We start from the raw sequence: 20,084 nt of genomic DNA, 5'->3' as shown, positions 1-20,084 counted from the left end.
GCAATCACAATGCAACTCAGTCTCGACCAGGCGACAGGGCTGTGCCGGATGGCCGCACTTGGCGCTGGCGCCAACGAAGAGGCGGCGCAGTCGCTGGCTGCCTCGATCGTCGCGGCCGAGGCGGAAGGACTGTCGACCGTTGGGCTGTCGCACTTCATCGATTATCTCGAAGCGCTGGAAGCCGGCCGCATCGACGGCAACGCCGATCCGGTGATCACCAGGCCGGCGCTCGCGGTCTATCTCTCCGATGCGCGCGGCGGACTGGCGCATACCGGTTTCGACCGCACGATCGATGACCTCGCCAAGGCGGCGCGGCTGTTCGGCGTCGCGATTTTTTCGCAGAAGAATGCCTATACGTGCGGCGCGCTCGGCTATTTCACCGGAAGGCTGGCCGCGCAGGGATTGGTGTCGTTCGCCGCCACCAACGGCCCGGCCGTGCTTGCCGGCTCGGGCTCGGTCAAGCCGGTCTACTGCACCAACCCGATGTCCTTTGCGGCACCCGCCGCGGACGGGGCGGCGCTGGTCATCGACCAATCGTCGAGCGCCACCGCCTTCGTCAACATCCGCAAGGCGGCCGAGGACGGCAAGAAGATACCCGAAGGCTGGGCACTGGATGCGAGCGGCAATCCGACCACGGACCCGGCAGCTGCAATGAAGGGCGCCATGCTTGCCTTCGGCGGCCAGCGCGGCGCCAACATCGCGCTGATGGTCGAGGTGCTGGCTGCGGGCCTGTCGGGCGCCAACTGGTCGCTCGATGCGCCATGGTTCAGCGGCGGGCCGGACAGTCCGGGGACCGGCCTGTTCGTGCTTGCCGTCGAGCCCAAGCTGCTCGATCCGGACTTCGAAAAGCGGATGAAGGATCAACTCGACCGGCTGCGGCGGCGCTATGGCGTGCATGTGCCGGGGCGTGCCCGGGCCGAGGCCGCGGAGAAGGCGGCGGCGCGCGGCATAAGCGCGCCGAAAGCCGTGGTGCAGCGCATTTCCGAATTCGCCGCCCGCTATTCGTCCTGAAGAAATTCGTTTGTCCGATGAGCGGCTGAGAACGCCTGCCGATCCGGCAGCGCGAGCCTACTTCCCGCAATAATGATCGTTGATGACGTTCGCCGCATTCGCGTCCGGCCCTACCCTGTTGTAGGAGCAGGGTTCGGCGGCCGTCGTGAACAGGTGGTTGTCATAGTAGCGCGGGCCACCGAACAGAATGTCGATGATGTTGCCGTTGGCCGGAACGTAGCGTTCGGGTTGAGCTTGGTGGTGATGCCGGTTTGCCGCGAATGCCGAGGCACCAATGCTGCAGCCTGTTGCGAAAGCCAGAGCGAAGATCGCAACGCGTTTTGTCGTCATCGGCAATATCCTCCATTCGGAATCAAACCATACATCCTAAAATCGCCGGCCGGAACAAAGGTTCCTGTCCCGAATGGAGTTACCCTAAAGCCCGGCGTCGGCGGGTTTTCTGCCGTTTCCAACGGATACTGGAAATCATGCTTCAACAATGCCGGGCGACCGATGGTCACCCTTTGCCTTTGGCGCGAAACCGACTATGAAACGGCTTCAAACCAAACCATCTGGATAGCCCGCCGGAGCCAGCCATGACCGAAATCCTGCAGACCCCAAAGCTCGTCGTCGTGTTCGGCGGCTCCGGCTTTGTCGGTCGTCATGTCGTGCGGGCGCTGGCCAAGCGCGGCTACCGCATCCGGGTTGCCTGCCGTCGGCCCGATCTCGCCGGCCACCTGCAGCCGCTCGGCAATGTCGGGCAGATCCAGCCGGTGCAGGCCAATGTCCGGGTGCGCTGGTCGGTCGACCGCGCCGTGCAAGGCGCGGACCATGTCGTCAATCTGGTTGCGATCGCGCATGAGGCCGGCCGGCAGAAATTCACTGCCGTCCACGAATTCGGCGCGCGCGCTGTCGCTGAAGCGGCGCGCGCCGTCGGCGCCGGCCTCACCCACATCTCGGCTCTGGGAGCGGATCTCCACGCGCAATCGGACTACGCGCGTACCAAGGCGCTCGGCGAAAAGGCTGTTCTGGAGACGGTCCAAGACGCCGTGATCTTGCGGCCATCGATCAATTTCGGGCCGGAGGACGGTTTCTTCAACCGCTTTGCCAACATGGCCCGCTTTTCCCCGGTGCTGCCGCTGATCGGCGGCGGGCAGACGAGATTCCAGCCGGTCTATGTCGGCGACGTCGCCGAAGCGGTGGCGCATTCGGTCGACGGCAAGGTCCAGGGCGGCCGGATATATGAACTCGGCGGGCCGCAAGTGCTTACCTTCAAGGAATGCATGCAACAGCTGCTTATCATCATCGGACGCAAGCGGTTTTTGCTGCCCGTGCCATGGTGGCTGGCGAACCTCCAGGCATCAATTCTCGGGCTGTTGCCCAATCCGTTGTTGACCAAGGACCAGGTCCTGCTGTTGCGCCAGCACAATGTCGTGTCGGAAGCCGCCGTCAAGGACAACCGGACGCTCGCCGGCCTCGGGATCCAGCCACGGTCGATCGGAACCATCCTGCCCAGCTATCTCTGGCGCTACCGCGCCGCCGGCCAGTTCCAACGCAAGTCCGCCGCATAATACAAACGGACGTCGGTTGCCTACGAGGCGCGCCGGGTGACCTGCATCGGCAGGCCGCCTTGCGGCTGCGTCGTCAGCTTCTGCACCGGCCAGGGGCGGGTTTCCGCGGTGGCGTCGAAACGGTAGCGCGACAGCATGATCGCCAACGCGATGATTGCCTCCTGCATGGCAAAGCTGGCGCCGATGCAGACGCGAGGCCCGGCGCCGAACGGCAAATACTGGAAACGGTCGATCTTCTCGCGGTTTCCCGGATGGAAGCGTTCCGGCATGAAGGCGTCGGGCCTGTCCCACAGCTTGCGATGGCGGTGGACGACCCACGGCATCACCAGCACCGCGGCACGTCGCGGTATGTAGAGGCCGTTCCAGGTTTCGGGCTCGATCGGTTCGCGGTTGATCGATGGCGCCGGCGGATAGAGCCTGAGCGCCTCTTCGAAGGCGGCACGGGTGAGCGGCATGGCGTCGAGCCATTTCGTCGGGTCGGGCTCACGCGCCAGCACGGCATCGATCTCGTGCTCGATCTTTTCGCGCTCCCACGGCGCTTCGGCAAGGCAGTAGAGCGTCCAGCCGAGCGCCCTGGCCGTAGTCTCGTGGCCGGCGCCGATAAAGGTGATGATGTTGTCCTCGACCTCGGCCCGGGTCAGCCCGCCCGGTCCCTCCGCTTTCAACAGCAGCGTGAGAAAATCCTGCGGCACCGTGTCCGGATCACGCTTCAACCGCGCCTCGCGCATCTGCACCGTGTCGGTGACGATCTTGCGGAAGTAGGCCATTGTCTTGCGGCCGCGGATGCGGGTCAGACGCGGCAGCCAATCGGGTGCCCGCAACAGGTCGAGCGGATCGACCCGACCCATGGTCTCGAACAGGCGGTCGATCTCCTTGGCAAAGCTGCCCGGCTCGCCTGAAATCTCACCGGAAAACAGCGTCTCGGCCAGGATGTCAAAGGTAAGCAGCGTCATGTCGTGAGCGATGTCGAACGTGCCGCCGCCCTCGTAGCGCGTGACGAACTCCCGCGTGCGCCTCAGCATCGGCTCGGCAAAACCGAAGATATGGCGCGGCGTGAACACCGGCGCCATGGCCTTGCGTGAACGCCTCCACACCTCGCCCTCGGCGGTCAGCAAGCCGTCGCGCAGGATCGGCCGCAGGATCAGCTGGCGAACCGTCGCCATCTTGTAGTTCTTGGCGTTATCGACCAGCACGTGGCGAATGAGACCGGGGTCGTTGGCGATGACCAGCGGCCCGCCGATGCCGGTCACCGAAATCCAGGGCTCGTTGTAGGTCGGCTCGCCCCACAGTTCGAGCGGATTGCGGTAGACGATGCGGATCATCTCCAGCGTCGAGGGCGGCGCGGTGCGCGGCTTCGGCGCCGGCGGGACGAAGGGGACTGGCTGACTGTCCATGACTTGCTCCGCTGACACCTCAATGTAGTGGCGGGCAAGGCAGGCGTCCATGTGAGCGGACGACAAGGTGATGCATCCGCTCTCTGTAATGTGACCCGGGCACCGGAAAGTGCCTGCTTGCTGTGTCCGGCTGCGTGTCTTAGGTGGCAGCACCACAGATGTCAGAACCGGCGGGAGCCTGCCTTGAAGCACCAGTTGAACGTCATCATCGGCAGCACGCGGCCGGGCCGCGCCGGACCCGCTTTCGCAAAGTGGCTGGAGAGCTTTGCGCGCGAGCATGGCAAATTCGAGCCGGTGCTCACTGACATCGCCGCATTCAACCTGCCGGTGCTGGACGAGCCGCATCATCCGAGACTCGGCAAATACGAAAACAGCCACACGAAAGCCTGGTCGAAAGCAATCGACGCAGCCGACGCATTCGTCTTCGTGGCGCCGGAGTACAATTATTTCACCGCTCCCGCGATCGTCAACGCGGTCGACTACCTGCTCAGGGAATGGCGATACAAGCCGGCCGCCATCCTCAGCTACGGCGGTGTCTCCGGCGGTTTGCGAGCGGCGCAGGCGGTCAAACCGTTGCTGACCGCCGTCGGTGTCATGCCGATTCCGGAAGGCGTGGCGCTGCCGATGTACCAGAAGCTGCTCGACGAGACCGGCGCCTTCCTGCCCAGCGAGCAGGTGCTCGGCGGGGCCAGGACCATGCTGGACGAGCTGTTCCGCTGGAGCGAAGCGCTGAGGCCGATGCGCGCCAGCTAACAACGCGAACGGCCGAACTGGCCGATGCCATAACTTGCTCATGCCATAAAGAGATGGAATGCTCCGGCAAATGACCGGGCCGGGGCGGTTCGATTTGCGTTTTCTGTTTGCCTTGCTGCTGATCCTCTCGACGGCCTCCGCTGCAATGGCGGAGCGGCGCGCTGCGCTGGTCATCGCCGAGAACGACTACCGGCTGATCCGGCCGCTCGCCAATCCCGTCAATGACGGCGAGATCATGGAAACTGTGCTGAGGAAGCTCGGTTTCGAGGTCTTCCTCGAAACCAACCGCGACCTGCGGCGCATGCGCCGGGCGCTTGACGATTTCCGCGAGGATGCCAAAGGCGCCGACGTGGCACTGGTGTTCTTCTCCGGCCACGGCGTCGAGATAGCCGGCGAGAATCGGCTCCTGCCGGTCGATGCAGACGCGTCGTCGCTCGCTACGCTGGAACGGACCAGCCTGCCGCTGGAGGAGATCCGCGCGACCGTCGCCGCCACCAGCAAGGTCGGACTGATCGTGCTCGATGCCTGCCGCAGCGATCCGTTTGCGGCTACGGGCGGCGAAGGCCGCGGCGCAGCGGCGCTGGTAAAAGAGGTCAGCGACAAGGTCCGGCCGGGTCTTGGCCGCATCGGGCGGGCAGAAAACATCCTGTTTGCCTTCTCGGCGGCGCCCGGCGAGACCGCCGCGGATGGGACGGACCAGAATTCGCCGTTTACCGCGGCGCTGACGAAATACCTCGGCACCGAAGGTCTCGAGATCCGCTCCGTGCTGACGCTCGTGCAGCAGGAGGTTTACGACCTCTCGCGCGGCAAGCAATTGCCCTATGTCGAGAGCGGCCTGCCGCAGCTGTTCTTTGCCGCCTCGGCCAAGGAGAAATTGCCGGAACGCGAACGCCTGTTGCTGGCCATGGCCGAGGTGACGCCTCAGATGCGCGGCGAAGTGGAGAAGATCGCCAGCGACGCCGACATGCCGCTGGCACCGCTCTATGGCGCGTTGATCAGTTCCGATGCCGGCCACCTCTCCGCGGACAGTCTGAACGCCAGGCTGCGTGAGGCAGCCGACGCCTTCGTCAAGGTGCGGAGCGAAATGCAGACGCTTGGATCCGACGATCTCAGAGTGTCGGCGTTGCGCCGGCAGGCCGAAGAGCAGCTTTCGCTGGGAGCGTTCGATGCGGCGCGGAAAAAGCTCGCCGAGGCAGCCGAGATCGACAGTGTCTCTCGCAACGCTTTGAAGGCCAATTTCGTCAGCCGCACGCTCTCCGAGGCCGCAACGCGCTATTTGTCCGGCGGGGCGGCGCGCGCCGACCTCGACTACGCCACAGCCATCAAGGACTATGAGTCCGTGCTCGCGCTTTATGACGAAGCCGGACAGGTGGTGCTGTCGCTCGACGACGCCGACCGCTTGATCCGCACGCTGGACGAGCTCGGCAAGCTGTATACCACGGTCGGCAATATCGATGCGGCTGGCCGTGCCTTCGAGGCGCTGCAAGCCGATCTCGAGCGGCGGTCGCATCATGAAACCGATCTCAACGTGAAGCGCGACTTCGCCGTCAGCTACGTCAAGCTCGGCAACGTGCGGATGGCGCAAGGCAATCTGCCGTCAGCGCTGCAGAATTATGAGACCGCCAAGACCATTCTGCAGGGCCTGACCGAGGCAGAACCGGACAATCTGGAGTGGTTCGGCGACCTCGCCATGGCCGACGACAAGATCGGCAACGTATTGGCGACGCAAGGCGATCTGGCCGGCGCCGCAGAGGTCTACCAGGAAAGCCTGTCGATCAAGAAACAGCTCGCCGCCGGAGAGCCGGACCGTGCCGAACTGCAGCGCGACCTGACCATCACCTACGATGAGATCGGTCACCTTGCCCATATCGCAGGCCAACTGGACAACGCACAGGCGGCCTATGAAGAGAGCCTGAAGGTGCGGCTGGCGCTGGTGGCGCACAAACCGGGAGACGCCGACCGGCAGCGTGACGTCTCGGTCAGCCACGATACGATAGGCGACCTGCTGCGCGAACGCGGCGACGCCGCCGGGGCGCTGGCGGCCTACAAGGAAGGTCTGGCGATCGTCAAGCAACTGGCGAAACGCGATCCGGACGACACCGAGTTGAAGCGCGACCTGTCGGTCGGCAACGCCAAGATCGGCAATGCGCTGAGCGACCAGCAGAATTGGCCGGCGGCACTTTCGGCTTATCGTGAGGCACTTTCGCAGGCCAGCGTGCTCGCCGCCGGCGACCCGAACAACACCGAATGGCAGCGCGACCTGTCCGTGTGCATCGAGAAAGTCGCCGGCATCCTGGCGATACAGGGCGACCACAAAGGCGCGCTGAAAGCCTATCTGGACAGCTACGCGATTGCGCAGAGGCTGGCCAAGCTCGATCCCGCCAATTCCGACTGGCAGCGGGACTTGTCGATAACGCTGTCCGAAGTCGCCACGCTGCGCCTCAGGCAGCGCGACGTCAGGGGCGCCCGGCAAGCCCTTCAGGACAGCCTGGCCATTCGCGAGAAACTTGCCCGGTCCGATCCGGACAACGCCACCTGGCAGCGCGACCTGGTGGTCGCCTATATCGACTACGCCCAAGTCGCAAAGGACCCGAAGGCTGTGCTTTCCAAGGCGCTCGACATGACGCTCGAGCTCGACCGGAGCGGGCGGTTGGCACCGCGCCACAAGTTCATGATCAAGTTTTTACGTGAGCGGCTGGCCAGGATCGAAGCCAGGCGCCGATAGCCTGCTCACGCGATGGTCATTCCGTTCCGAAATGCCTGCAAACCTTGGAAAAACCGCCTTTTGCGCCTATATCTACGACATTAGAAATGCGCGATTCGAAGCCGATTTTTCGCGCTCTGCACACGGCATCAATCAGACAGGTTTTCATGAGCGACCAGACCGACATCGCCAACGGCGTTGAAGCCGAATACGGCGCCGATTCCATCAAGGTTTTGAAGGGCTTGGATGCCGTTCGCAAGCGGCCGGGCATGTATATCGGCGATACCGACGACGGCTCGGGCCTGCACCACATGGTCTATGAGGTGGTCGACAACGCCATCGACGAAGCACTGGCCGGCCATGCCGACCTGGTGACGGTGACGCTCAATCCGGACGGATCGGTGACGGTCATCGACAATGGCCGCGGCATTCCGACCGATATCCACACCGGCGAAGGCATTTCAGCGGCCGAAGTGATCATGACGCAGCTGCATGCCGGCGGCAAGTTCGACCAGAACTCCTACAAGGTCTCAGGCGGCCTGCACGGCGTCGGCGTGTCGGTCGTCAACGCCCTGTCGGCCTGGCTGAAACTGAAGATCCGCCGCAACGGCCAGATCTACGAGATGAGTTTCACGCATGGCAATGCCGACGCGCCGCTGCGCATCACCGGCAGTTATGAACAAGACAAGGTCCCCGGCACCTATGAAGGGCGCAGCGGCAGCGAAATCACGTTTTTGCCGTCGTCCGAGACTTTCACCATGGTCGAATTCGACTACGGTACGCTGGAGCATCGGCTGCGCGAACTCGCCTTCCTGAACTCCGGCGTGCGCATCGTTTTGACCGATGCCCGCCATGCCGACATCATGCGCCATGAATTGCACTACGATGGCGGCCTCGAAGAGTTCGTCCGATATCTCGACCGGACGAAGAAGCCGTTGCTCGACAAGCCGATCTCGATCCGCGCCGAGCGCGACGGCATCACGGTCGAAGTCGCCATGTGGTGGAACGACAGCTACCATGAGAACGTGCTGGCCTTCACCAACAACATCCCGCAACGCGACGGCGGCACGCATCTGGCAGGCTTCCGCGGTGCGCTGACGCGCCAGATAACCGGCTATGGCGACTCCTCGGGCCTGACCAAGAAGGAAAAAGTGGCGCTGATCGGCGATGATTGCCGCGAAGGGCTGACCGCGGTGCTGTCGGTCAAGGTTCCCGACCCGAAATTCTCCTCGCAGACCAAGGACAAGCTGGTGTCGTCCGAGGTCCGCCCGGTGGTCGAAGGGCTTGTCAACGAAGCGCTCGGCACCTGGCTCGAGGAGCACCCGACCGAGGGCAAGGCGGTCATCGAGAAGGTCATCCAGGCCGCTGCCGCGCGCGAAGCGGCGCGCAAGGCACGCGACATCACCCGCAAGAGTTCGCTCGGCGTCACCTCGCTGCCCGGCAAGCTGGCCGATTGCCAGGAGCGCGATCCGGCGAAATCCGAGATCTTTATCGTCGAGGGCGACAGCGCCGGCGGCTCGGCCAAGGGCGGCCGTTCGCGCCAGAACCAGGCCATTCTTCCGCTGCGCGGCAAGATCCTCAATGTCGAGCGCGCCCGCTTCGACCGCATGCTCGGCTCCGACATGATCGGCACGCTGATCACCGCGCTCGGCACCTCGATCGGCAAGGACGAGTTCAACGCCGACAAGCTGCGCTACCACAAGATCATCCTGATGACCGACGCCGATGTCGACGGCGCCCACATCCGCACCTTGCTGCTGACCTTCTTCTTCCGGCAGATGCCGGAACTGATCGAACGCGGGCATCTCTACATCGCGCAGCCGCCGCTCTACAAGGTGACGCGCGGGAAGAGCTCGCAATACATCAAGGACGAAGCCGCCTTCGAGGAATTCCTGATCGGCTCCGGGCTGGAAGAAGCGTCGCTTGCGCTCAGCACAGGCGAGGTGCGGGCTGGACAGGACCTGCGCAGCGCCATCGACGACGCCTTGGCTGTCCGCCAGCTCATCAACGGATTGCACACGCGCTATAACAGAGGCGTGGTCGAGCAGGCAGCGATTGCCGGCGCGCTCAACCCGGAGATCTTCACCGACCTCCGCCGCGCCAACGAGACGGCCGAGCGTGTTGCCCGTCGTCTCGACATTATCGCCGAGGATACCGAGCGCGGCTGGATCGGCCGCATGTCGACCTCGAACGAGGGCATTGGCGGCTATGTCTTCGAGCGAACGGTGCGCAGCGTCAAGGAGTTCGCGCATCTCGACCTGGCATTGATCAATTCCGCCGACGCACGCCAGCTCGACCGCTATGCGCCGCGCCTGGCGGAAATCTACGGCGAGCCGCCGGTGCTGCGCCGCAAGGATGTCTCGGAAACCATTTCGGGGCCGCTGGCACTGCTCAATGCCGTGTTTGCCACCGGCCGCAAGGGCCTGACCATGCAGCGCTACAAGGGCCTTGGCGAAATGAACGCCGAGCAGCTCTGGGAAACGACGCTCGACCCGAATGTGCGCTCGCTGTTACAGGTCAAGGTCAATGACGCGACTGATGCGGACAGCTTGTTTTCACGGCTGATGGGCGACGAGGTCGAGCCAAGGCGCGAATTCATCCAGGAAAATGCGCTGTCGGTTGCCAATCTGGACATCTGAGCCGCCATCCAGATACCCAGCCAGCAGGCATGAAGTGTATTGGTGCGCCTTGGCGCACCAATACGACTGCTGCAACGCAACAAAGATCACCAGGACCGCCGGAACGGAAAGGCTTTCAAGGCATTGTAGTTGATCACAATCGCCGCAGGAGGCATCCATGGGACGTGGCATTTTGCTCTGGCTTCTCGGAGTCCCAATTCCGATCATTATTCTGATCATGCTGTTCGCACGGTAGGGAGGCTTCGATGCAGTCCACCGTAACAGCTGTCGACGTTTCCGCCCCGACGGAATCCGCTTCCACTGCTGTCAGCTGGGGGCCAATCGTCGCCGGCGCCTTTGCTGCGTCAACGCTTACCTTCATCTTGATGCTGCTCGGCTCCGGGCTTGGGCTGAGCATGGTGTCGCCATGGTCCGGCTCGGGTGCGTCAGTCACCACTTTCGCCGTTTCCACCGCCGTCTGGCTGATCGTCGTGCAGTGGCTGTCGTCGGCCCTGGGCGGCTACCTCGCCGGGCGCCTGCGCACCAAATGGGTCGGCATCCACACCGATGAAGTCTTCTTCCGCGATACCGCTCACGGCTTCCTGGCCTGGGCGCTGGCGACGCTGCTCGTCGCCGGCGTGCTCGGCACGGCGCTTTCGGCCGCGATAGGTACCGGTGTCCAGGCTGCTTCGACTGTGGCATCGGGCGCGGCAATGGGCGCTTCGGCAGGTGCTGCTGCAAACGCGGGTAGCGCCTCGACTGACAACGCCACATCGTATTTCGTCGATACGCTGTTCCGCCCGGCCGATCCGGCAAGGCTCGCTGCCGCCAATCCGGAGAGCGACGCTGCGGCAACGGCGCAGGCATCGCGCATTCTAATCGCGAGTGCCGCAGCAGGCGAAATATCGGCCGACGACAAGACCTATCTGTCGCGGCTGGTGGCCGCCCGCACAGGCCTGTCCGAAGCGGATGCCACCGCTCGCGTCGATACGGTGATCGCCAGAGCGCAGGACGCCAAGGTCAAGGCCCAGCAGGCGGCCGACACCGCCAGAAAGGCAGGCGCCACCTTCTCGCTGATTGGCGCGCTGTCGCTGGTCGTCGGGGCCTTCATTGCCAGCGCGGCTGCAGCACTTGGCGGCAGGCAGCGCGACGACGAGGAAGCGATTTTCCTGACCAATCGTTGATCGGTGACTAAGCGAACTCGGTCCGCTTCGGGAAGATTACGCCCGAAGGGGACCTTGCTTTGAACTGCCGCCGCGGCATTGTCGTGCGCTGCTCGCCGCCTACAGCTCAGCTTCCAGTTTGCGGCCGAGATCGACCGCATCGCGCAGCACGGCAAGGTGCGAGCGCGGCTGTACGCCGGCCGGCGCGTTGACCTCGACGCCGCTCGCCGTCAGCGACCAGTAGAGCCTGTGCGTGAAGACGCGGCCGCCCGAGCCGCGCAGCTCGACCTGGATGTTTTCCACGCCGGGACCAAAATTTTCCGTCATCCGCCCTGAAATCGGGTCGCCGGTCAGCCAGCCATTGCCCCTGTCGAAAATATTGGTCCAGCGCGTCGCGGCAAACACCGCGCCATGATGCACCGCCCGCTGCGGCTTACCGGAATGGCTGCGCCCTTCCTGGTAGAGCATGGTCCCGCCCGCCGCCCTGTCGGCGATCGGCGGGCATGCCGAAAACAGGCGCTCGGCGATGCCGCGCCTGAATTCGGCGAGGTTGTAGGTCACCAGAAACTCGCTGTGGGTCAGCGGACTGCCGAGCGTGACGAAATCGCTGATCTTCCACGGCAGCGGATGATCGGCGTCGCCGACGCGAAGCTGCCGGTAGAGCTCCCATTGGCTGCGCCGGAATGCGGGGAGGTCATCGAGGCTGTCGGGCCAAGCGGAGGCATCGGCGGCCAGCGTCGCCTTGTCGACGGCGTGGATCGCCTTCAGCCTCGCTTTGTCGCGAATGGCTTCCAACTTTCTAGGCCTGAAATCGGCCCACAATATCTGCAACAGATCATAGGCGATGATCGACCCGAGGCTGTGCGAGACCAGCACGATGCGGTCATAGGCATCGTCCATCATGAGACGCTTCAGCAGCTTGAGGCCACGCTCGCGGACCAGCGCCCGCTTCTCGACCGTTGCCGCTTCGGCCCGCACATAGGCGGCGACGTCGCCGAAATAAGGCAAGCCAAACTGGTCCACCGACCAGATGACGAACGACGCCAGAACCGTGACAAGCACACCGGTCGTCCAGGAGATGTAGCCTTGCCAGGTCGACGTTGCGAGCGCCAGCGCCGCGCCGAGGACGACGAGGGTGGCCAAAAGCGTGACGACATAGAGTTTGAGCACATCGCGCGGAATATCGGCCGGCTTGCGCCAGAGCAGGGTCGTCACCCAGGCAGCAAGGCGGCTTCGGGTCGTGCCCTGGGTGATGTCGGCCCAGTAAAGCTCGTAGAAATCGGTGCGGCGGCCATCGACATCATAGGGCGTGGTGATCCGGCGGAGTTCGTGCGAATTGGTCCGACTGTCGGGCGTGATCCAGCTCTGGTTGATCTTCGCACCCATCGGGTCGGCCGGATCGGGGATATGGGCATAGAACGGTGCACGGGCCGGATCGTGGCTCCATACGGCCTGGACAAACTCCCTCAACGTGTCCATGGGACGCTGCTCGCCCATGCCGTGCACGACCACTACCGCCTGGCTGCGCTTGCGTGGCGCCTTCTCTGCTGCGGTCAGATCGGCGGCCGGCAATGCAGCAGAACCAGGGTCGGGCACCAGCACCTCCACGATGACGCCGTTAGCAAGACGACGGGTCGGCATCGTAGCTTCAGAACCGGTAGCAGCCAAGAAAAAGCCCGGTGCGGAGCCGGGCTGTATTCGACGATCGGCAGTGAGTTGGCAGCGACGCCGTTTCAGTGATCTATCGCTTTGACGATCTCCTCGGTCATCTTCTTGGCGTCGCCGAGCAGCATCATGGTGCCGTCCTTGTAGAACAGCGTGTTGTCGATGCCGGCATAGCCGGAGCCGAGCGAGCGCTTGACGAACAGGCAGGTGCGGGCCTTGTCGACATCGAGGATCGGCATGCCGTAGATCGGTGACGACTTGTCGTCACGGGCCGAGGGATTGGTGACGTCGTTGGCGCCGATGACATAGGCGACGTCGGCCTGCGCGAACTCAGAGTTGACGTCCTCCAGCTCGAACACTTCGTCATAAGGCACGTTGGCTTCGGCCAAGAGCACGTTCATGTGGCCGGGCATGCGGCCGGCAACCGGGTGGATGGCGTATTTGACGTCGACGCCGTTGGCCTTGAGCTTGTCGGCCATCTCGCGCAGCGCGTGCTGCGCCTGGGCGACGGCCATGCCGTAGCCCGGCACGATGATGACCTTTTGCGCATTCATCATCAGATAGGCGGCGTCCTCGGCCGAGCCCTGCTTGACCGTGCGCTCGATGCCGTCGTTGGCAATGGCTGATGTCTCGCCGCCGAAGCCGCCGAGGATGACCGAGATGAAGCTCCGGTTCATGCCTTTGCACATGATGTAAGACAGGATGGCGCCCGACGAGCCGACCAGCGCGCCGGTGATGATCAGCGCCAGATTGCCGAGCGTGAAGCCCAGGGCGGCCGCGGCCCAGCCCGAATAGGAATTCAGCATCGACACGACCACCGGCATATCGGCGCCACCGATCGGGATGATGAGAAGCACACCCAGCGCCAGCGAGGCGGCAACGATCAGCCAGAACACCACCTTGGACTCGGTGGTGACGAGCAGCACGATCAGCACGATCAGCGCAATGCCCAGGGCCGCGTTGATGAAGTGGCGGCCACCGATCATGATCGGCTTGCCCGACATGCGGCCGTCAAGCTTCAAGAAGGCGATGACCGAGCCGGTGAAGGTGATGGCACCTATGGCAACGCCGAGGCTCATCTCGATCAGTGCCTGGGCATGAATATCGGCGACCGTGCCGATGCCGAAGCTTTCCGGTGCATAGATGGCGGCGGCCGCCACCATGACCGCGGCAAGACCGACCAGCGAGTGGAAGGCGGCGACCAGCTGCGGCATCGAGGTCATGGCAATGCGCCGTGCCGTGACCGCACCGGCCGAGCCGCCTATCAGCAGCCCGAGCACTATGAGGCCGAAGCGCCCGGCCGAAGGGGTCGCCAGCGCCAGCGTCGTGGCGATGGCGATGCCCATGCCGATCATACCGTACATGTTGCCCTGGCGGCTGGTGGTCGGATGCGACAGGCCGCGCAATGCGAGGATGAACAGGATGCCGGAGACCAGATAGAGAAAGGAGGCGAAGTTGGCGTTCATAGCGGCCTACTTTTCCTTCTTCTTGTACATGGCCAGCATGCGCTGGGTGACGAGGAAGCCGCCGAAGATGTTGACCGATACCAGCATCAGAGCAACGAAGCCGAAGCCGGTGGCAAGCCCTGAGGCCGAGATGCCGACGGCCAGCAGCGCGCCGACGACGATGACCGAGGAAATGGCGTTGGTGACCGCCATCAGCGGCGTGTGCAGTGCCGGTGTGACGGACCACACGACGTAGTAGCCGACGAAGATCGCCAGGACAAAGATGGCGAAGCGAAAGACGAAGGGATCGATGGCACCGCCGGACAGCGCGTGAGCGGCGTCACCCGCCGCCTCGGTGCCGGGCGCGGCCGCCAGGTTCTGCACAGCGAGCCGCACGGCAGCTGTCGCCTGGTCGAGCTGGTCGAGGGCTTTCTGCAGCGTCTGATCCATCACGCGATCCCTCCGGTGGTCTTAGGCTTCCTCGCAGCGGCCGTTTTCTTCGCAGCCGGCTTCGCCGAAGCCTCGGCAACCATCGTCCTGGCCGGAATGGCCGGTGGCTCGACATATTGGCCCTTTGGCGGCTCCTGCTCAGCCTTTGCGAAAGCCGGATGCACGATCTTGCCGGCATCGGTCAGCATGGTTGCCTTGACCAGCTCGTCGTCGCGGTTGATGGCCAGCGTCTTCGCCGCCTTGTCGACCAGCGTCTCGAGGAAGGCATAGAGGTTCCTGGCATAGAGAAGCGAGGCCGAGGCGGCGACGCGACCGGGAACGTTGAGATGGCCGACGATCTTTACCCCGTTGGCGGTGGTCATCACCTGCCCGGGCACGGCGCCCTCGACATTGCCGCCGCGCTCGACCGCAAGGTCGACGATCACCGAGCCGGGTTTCATCGAGGCGACCATCGCCGCCGAAACCAGCTTCGGCGCCGGCCGGCCGGGGATCAGCGCCGTGGTGATGACGATGTCCTGCTTGGCGATGTGCTCGGCAGTCAGCGCCGCCTGCTTGGCCTGGTATTCCTTCGACATTTCCTTGGCGTAGCCGCCGGCCGTCTCGGCCGCCTTGAACTCCTCGTCCTCGATGGCCAGGAATTTTGCGCCGAGCGAGGCGACCTGCTCCTTGGCGGCCGGGCGCACGTCGGTGGCGGTGACCACGGCGCCGAGGCGGCGCGCGGTGGCGATGGCCTGCAGACCGGCGACCCCGACGCCCATGACGAACGCCTTCGCAGCCGGCACCGTGCCCGCCGCCGTCATCATCATCGGCAACGCCCGGTCATATTCGGCAGCCGCATCAATCACCGCCTGGTAGCCGGCGAGGTTGGCCTGGCTGGATAGAACGTCCATCGACTGCGCCCGGGTGATGCGCGGCATGAACTCCATGGAGAAGGCAGTAACACCGGCCCTGGCAAGGGCTGCGACGGCAGCGTCGTTGCCGTAAGGATCCATGATCGCAACGATAGCGGCGCCGGCCTTGTAGCCCTTCAGCTCGGCGTCCGTGGGGCGGCGCACCTTCAGCACCACATCGGCCCTGGCTGCATCGCCGGCCTTGCCGATCGCGGCGCCCGCCTTGGCAAACTCCTCGTCGGGAACGCGCGACGCCGTGCCGGCGCCGGTTTCCACGATTACGTCGAAACCCAGTGCTGCCAGCCGCTTCACCGTATCGGGCGAGGCCGCGACGCGAGGCTCGTTTGCGTCGAGCTCACGAGGGATGAAAACCGTCTGTCCCACCGCACGATCCTTTCGGCCGGAACCCTGTTACCGCAAGACACCGACCGACCCCGGCGGCGCCTTCGACAAAGGTTGGAGGAGTTATCGGAGAATAAAGGCGCCGATGGCCAGGATCAGCACGAAGAGGATAGTCGCCGAGAAGAAGCCGCCCACAAAGAAGCCGAACGCCATGGCAAGAAGCACGGCGGCGCAAAATAGCGACCCATATTTGGCCAGCATCACAAAGCCGGCATAGGTGCGGTCGTGCTCGGCATAGTCCATCTTCGCGCCCAGTTCGACAGGACCGGTCGGCGTGTGTTCAGCCATTGGAATACCCCTTCGAAGACATCTTTCAGGCACATAGCGAAAAGCCGCGTTAAGGGCAATGGCGCTATTGCCGCATCGCCGCAGCCAACAATCTCAAGTAAAACTTGAAATCGCTGCGCGGAGCGCGGCGATACCAATCACAATGGATGGCAGGTCCGCTATTGCCTATGTCGTTAGCCGGCGAGATGCGGGAACAGACCGAGCAGGCCGACAACGATCAGATAAAGGGCGACGATATAATTGAGCAGCCGCGGCATCACCAGGATCAGCACGCCTGCGATCAGGGCGATGAGCGGGGTGAGGGCGAGCGTGGAAATGGTCATGTCGGTTCCTTTGATCGGATGGCTATCGAAGCGATGCTTGGTGGATGCCGGCCATGCCGACCTACCACCAGCACCCTTGCCCAGAACGCCGAAGCGACCGGAAGGCTCCATGGGCTCGTTCAGGCGGCTTCGCGAAAATACTTGGCGGTGGGCAGGATGGTCAGCGGGGCGAGTTCGCCGGCACCGGGCGTATCGAACAACATGCGCTGCTCCATTGGCGTCGAACGGAAGAACGGAAAGCGAGCGTAGGTTTCATTCTTGATCGCCAGGACATCGGCTTGATAAAGCAGCGCGAAACAGTTGATCACGCCGGCATAGGGCCGCGCATCGCCAATCGGTCGCGCCCGATAGATGCGCTTGTAGAAAGCCGCATGGTCCTCGCGGATCATGGATATGCAATAAGGCGCGCCGAAATGGAAGCAAGCCATGCCCGCAAGGCGCAGCGTCACATACGGGATCTGCGGGTAAAGCCGTGACCATTCGGCGTCCACGGCAAAACGGCTCGGGTCGATAAAGACTTCGCCGGCCGCCAGACGCGGCATCAACAAGTCCTTGTAGACGCTGAGCGCTGGTGATGTGGCGTTATCAGCAGACACGTTATGCAGGCGCATTGTGCTGACCAGCCGCCCCTCGATATAGATTCCGAACGTATGGCAATTGGGCAGTTCGTCAAACTCGTCATGGACCTGACGAGACGCATTCTCGGGCACCAGATCGTTCATCCGATAGGAATTGTAGCGCAGCCTGTAAATGTTTTCGAAGTCCTCGCCGCTTTCACAGCGTCGGTACTCCGTCCGGTCAAGCAGCGCATAAACATGTTGCGCGAAGCTGGACATGGTCTCGGACGCATCTTTCCCACCAGCGCCCGCCGCATGGCCGAGCGAACTCAACTGGGCACACATGAACTCTATTCCCCGCGATTACCGCCACCAGCCGACACTACGGACGGGTCATGAGATGTAAAGATGAAAATAAGTAGGAGCTCGTTTACCGCTCGTTAAGGTTAACAATTAATAAAATTATACTAAAATACGCGGGTTTTCAGCGCGAAGTCAGCGCCGCGGCGCCTTCCTTGCCGTCTGGATGTCCTTGGCAAAGGGCCAGACGGTGCTCGACATCGTCTCGATGCCGGACGCGCTGAGTGCCGACCCGAACAGAAAGCCCTGGACCAGGTCCGGCTTGACCTGCAATGCCAGGATCTTGAGCTGTTCGAAGGTCTCGACACCTTCGACGGTAACCGAAAGTCCCAGCGGCCGTGACAGGTTGACGATGCCCTTGAGCAATTCGAGCGACCGGCTGTTCTGAGTGACATCCATCAGGAACGAGCGGTCGATCTTGATTTTGTCGAGCGGCAGTTTGTGGAGATAGCTGAGGCTCGAATACCCGGTACCGAAATCGTCGAGCGCAATGCGCACGCCGAGCCGCTTCAACTCCTCGATATATTGGCGTGTCAGCGACTTGTCGTCGAGCAGCGCCGTCTCGGTGACCTCAATCTCCAGACGTCCGGCGGAGAGACCGGATTCAGCCAGCGCGTCGCGAACCTTCTGGATGACATCACGGTTGCGGAAATCCTTGGCCGAGAGATTGACCGACACGCTGGTCTGGGCCGGCCATTTGGCGCATTCCGTGCAGGCCGCATGCAGGACGAAGGTGCTGATGTCGGAAATAATCCCCATTTCCTCCGCCAGCGGAATAAAGATACCGGGGGAAATCGGCCCGAGATCGGGATGATCCCAGCGGCACAGCGCTTCGCAACTGGCGATACGCATCGTGCTCATCGCGACGATCGGCTGATAGACCACCCGCAATTCGTTGTTTTCCACGGCGCTGCGCAGGTCCGCCTTCATCAGCTGACGGCTGCGGAAGGCAGCATCCATGGAGGCCTCGAACAGCCGCCAACCGTTCTTGCCAAGCTCCTTGGCCTTGTAGAGTGCAAGGTCGGCTTTGACGATCATGGCGTCAACGTCGGTATCCTTGACCCGCGACAGCACCGCGCCGCCGGAGGCCTGGATGCGTAATCCGTGGCCGGCGACATCGACCTCGCCCTGTAGATTGACAAAGATCTCGTCAACCTGGCCGGTCAGGTGGCTTTCATCCTCGATGCGCTCGAAGAAGATCATGAACTCGTCGCCGCCGAAGCGGCTGACGGTGATGCCTGGCCCAGCGACTGCCGCCAGCCGCTCGGCAACGGCGTAGATCAATCCGTCGCCGACCGGATGGCCGAGCGTGTCGTTGACGCTCTTGAAATCATCGAGATCGAGCACCACCAGCCCGCAGAGACGCTCGGGATCCCCTGAGGCCATGGCTTCCACCACCAACTCGTGGAAGTAGGCGCGGTTGGGCAGGCCGGTGAGACTGTCGTAGCGCGCCATGAAGCGGATCTTGTCTTCCGCCTCGACCCGGGCGGTCACATCCTCGAAAGTGACGACGCCCAGTTCCTGGCTGCCTTCGCGCGCCGAAAATTCATAGTGCTGGCCGTTGGTGAGCGAGACCAGGACCTTGCGGTCGCGGCCCTCGCGCAACGCACGCGTCAGCTGGGCTTCGATGTAACGGCAATCTTTCGGCGCCAGCATGCCGCCTGCAGCGCCGCGCATCAGCAGACCGTGGATCGAGCGGCCTAGCAGCGCATCGGCCGATTTGAGCGACATCAGGTGCGCGGCTTCGGCATTGGCCACCGCCACCCGGCCGTCGGGACCAAGCATGACAAGGCCATGCGACATGGTGTTGAGCGCGCGGTTGAAACGCTGCGCGATGCGGTTCGCCTTCTTTTCCTCCGACAGGGCGGTAAACAGGACTTCGCGGACGATGTCGGCGAACCGCTTGATCGCAAACAGAAAAGGGGCCGACATCAGACCGAGGATGATGTGGTAGATATCGCCGCGCAGGATAAAGCCAAGCGATATGGGCCATGTGGTGGTTATGATAAAAATCATGACCATCCGCGGCGACCCATAATTGCGGCCGGCAATCGACGTGACCGATGCCAGAGTGACGCAGACAGAGGCTATTTCGGCATAGTTGTCGTGGCTGTCATTTGCCAGATAGATACTGACGAAACAGAACGCGCCAAGCATGAAACCATGCATCGAACCGAAAATTATGTAATCGTTTTCGCGATCATGGGCTTCTTCCCACGTCGTCGGGGAAGGAAGTCGCCCGTATTTTCGGATGTTGCGAAGGCGCAGAGTACCGACAATGATGAGCCCAGCGGCAACTAGAAGATACGCCAAGTCCATGGTCTTCCAATAGACCAGAATGACGAGGAGTGTCTGCGCAACAAGGCCGATCGACAGCGTGAACCCGTCGCGAAACAGCGTTTCCACGAACGGAATGTAAACGTCGACCGGAATCTCGTTTTTTCGTCTCAGATTCACGCCTGGATCCCAACCCTGGGGAACCCAGCAGTGTCACATTGGCCTTAAGAAAGG

16 protein-coding genes are annotated in these 20,084 nt (G+C 63.1%); 6 read left to right on the top strand and 10 right to left on the bottom strand.

Going from position 1 to position 20,084, the window contains the following annotated elements; all coding sequences use genetic code 11:
* The first annotated feature begins 9 nt into the window (after positions 1-9).
* Positions 10-1,011: an Ldh family oxidoreductase gene (locus tag NKH59_RS10135; protein WP_023676270.1), complete on the top strand. Its 1,002-nt coding sequence runs from the start codon at positions 10-12 to the stop codon at positions 1,009-1,011.
* A gap of 57 nt (positions 1,012-1,068) precedes the next feature.
* On the opposite strand, the gene NKH59_RS10130 is transcribed toward NKH59_RS10135, so the two are convergent.
* The gene (locus tag NKH59_RS10130; RefSeq protein WP_352454720.1) at positions 1,069-1,341 is read right to left on the bottom strand and encodes a hypothetical protein; all 273 of its coding nucleotides are present in this window, start codon (positions 1,339-1,341) and stop codon (positions 1,069-1,071) included.
* A gap of 245 nt (positions 1,342-1,586) precedes the next feature.
* Between NKH59_RS10130 and NKH59_RS10125 the strand changes: the two genes are divergently transcribed.
* Positions 1,587-2,561 (top strand): complex I NDUFA9 subunit family protein, encoded by a 975-nt coding sequence (locus NKH59_RS10125; protein ID WP_352872269.1) that lies wholly within the window; start codon positions 1,587-1,589, stop codon positions 2,559-2,561.
* 20 nt (positions 2,562-2,581) lie between these two features.
* Here NKH59_RS10125 and NKH59_RS10120 read toward each other — a convergent pair whose 3' ends face one another.
* Positions 2,582-3,955, bottom strand: a complete 1,374-nt coding sequence (locus tag NKH59_RS10120; protein ID WP_352872271.1) for a cytochrome P450 — start codon at positions 3,953-3,955, stop codon at positions 2,582-2,584.
* A gap of 183 nt (positions 3,956-4,138) precedes the next feature.
* Here NKH59_RS10120 and NKH59_RS10115 point away from each other — a divergent pair, with 183 nt between their 5' ends.
* The 4 genes from NKH59_RS10115 (at position 4,139) to NKH59_RS10100 (ending at position 11,214) form a co-directional block, all read left to right on the top strand.
* Complete coding sequence (locus tag NKH59_RS10115; protein WP_352681479.1) at positions 4,139-4,708, top strand: NADPH-dependent FMN reductase; 570 nt, start codon at positions 4,139-4,141, stop codon at positions 4,706-4,708.
* Between the two features lie 58 nt (positions 4,709-4,766).
* Positions 4,767-7,433 carry a caspase family protein gene (locus tag NKH59_RS10110; RefSeq protein WP_353021683.1) on the top strand — a complete coding sequence of 889 codons (2,667 nt, stop codon included), beginning with the start codon at positions 4,767-4,769 and terminating at the stop codon, positions 7,431-7,433.
* Between the two features lie 146 nt (positions 7,434-7,579).
* Entirely contained in the window at positions 7,580-10,051 is a 2,472-nt protein-coding gene (gene gyrB / locus NKH59_RS10105) for a DNA topoisomerase (ATP-hydrolyzing) subunit B (RefSeq protein ID WP_352578576.1), read from the top strand.
* Positions 10,052-10,296: 245 nt separating this feature from the next.
* Entirely contained in the window at positions 10,297-11,214 is a 918-nt protein-coding gene (locus tag NKH59_RS10100; protein WP_352501122.1) for a hypothetical protein, read from the top strand.
* Positions 11,215-11,313: 99 nt separating this feature from the next.
* On the opposite strand, the gene NKH59_RS10095 is transcribed toward NKH59_RS10100, so the two are convergent.
* From NKH59_RS10095 to NKH59_RS10060, 8 genes are all read right to left on the bottom strand, one after another.
* Positions 11,314-12,834, bottom strand: a complete 1,521-nt coding sequence (locus NKH59_RS10095; RefSeq protein ID WP_353021680.1) for a hypothetical protein — start codon at positions 12,832-12,834, stop codon at positions 11,314-11,316.
* A 92-nt stretch (positions 12,835-12,926) separates the two neighbouring features.
* Positions 12,927-14,324 (bottom strand): NAD(P)(+) transhydrogenase (Re/Si-specific) subunit beta, encoded by a 1,398-nt coding sequence (locus NKH59_RS10090; RefSeq protein WP_352469888.1) that lies wholly within the window; start codon positions 14,322-14,324, stop codon positions 12,927-12,929.
* A 6-nt stretch (positions 14,325-14,330) separates the two neighbouring features.
* Positions 14,331-14,753 (bottom strand): NAD(P) transhydrogenase subunit alpha part 2, encoded by a 423-nt coding sequence (locus NKH59_RS10085; protein WP_036238371.1) that lies wholly within the window; start codon positions 14,751-14,753, stop codon positions 14,331-14,333.
* Positions 14,753-16,027 carry a Re/Si-specific NAD(P)(+) transhydrogenase subunit alpha gene (locus NKH59_RS10080; protein ID WP_352469886.1) on the bottom strand — a complete coding sequence of 425 codons (1,275 nt, stop codon included), beginning with the start codon at positions 16,025-16,027 and terminating at the stop codon, positions 14,753-14,755. Before NKH59_RS10080 ends, NKH59_RS10085 begins: the two co-directional genes overlap by 1 nt.
* Before the next feature lie 81 nt (positions 16,028-16,108).
* Positions 16,109-16,333, bottom strand: coding sequence for an aa3-type cytochrome c oxidase subunit IV (locus NKH59_RS10075; RefSeq protein ID WP_254816044.1), 225 nt, complete (start codon positions 16,331-16,333; stop codon positions 16,109-16,111).
* Positions 16,334-16,506: 173 nt separating this feature from the next.
* Positions 16,507-16,656 (bottom strand): DUF3096 domain-containing protein, encoded by a 150-nt coding sequence (locus tag NKH59_RS10070; protein ID WP_352469885.1) that lies wholly within the window; start codon positions 16,654-16,656, stop codon positions 16,507-16,509.
* 119 nt (positions 16,657-16,775) lie between these two features.
* A complete protein-coding gene (locus NKH59_RS10065; RefSeq protein ID WP_352469883.1) occupies positions 16,776-17,558 on the bottom strand; it encodes an N-acyl amino acid synthase FeeM domain-containing protein in 783 nt (260 codons plus the stop codon).
* Between the two features lie 150 nt (positions 17,559-17,708).
* Positions 17,709-20,030, bottom strand: coding sequence for a putative bifunctional diguanylate cyclase/phosphodiesterase (locus NKH59_RS10060; protein ID WP_352452207.1), 2,322 nt, complete (start codon positions 20,028-20,030; stop codon positions 17,709-17,711).
* Between the last annotated feature and the right edge of the window lie 54 nt (positions 20,031-20,084).

Origin of the sequence: Mesorhizobium sp. M0998 (assembly GCF_040318885.1) — a bacterium.
Taxonomy (GTDB): Bacteria; Pseudomonadota; Alphaproteobacteria; order Rhizobiales; family Rhizobiaceae; genus Mesorhizobium.
This window is presented reverse-complemented; position numbering and strand designations above follow the sequence as displayed.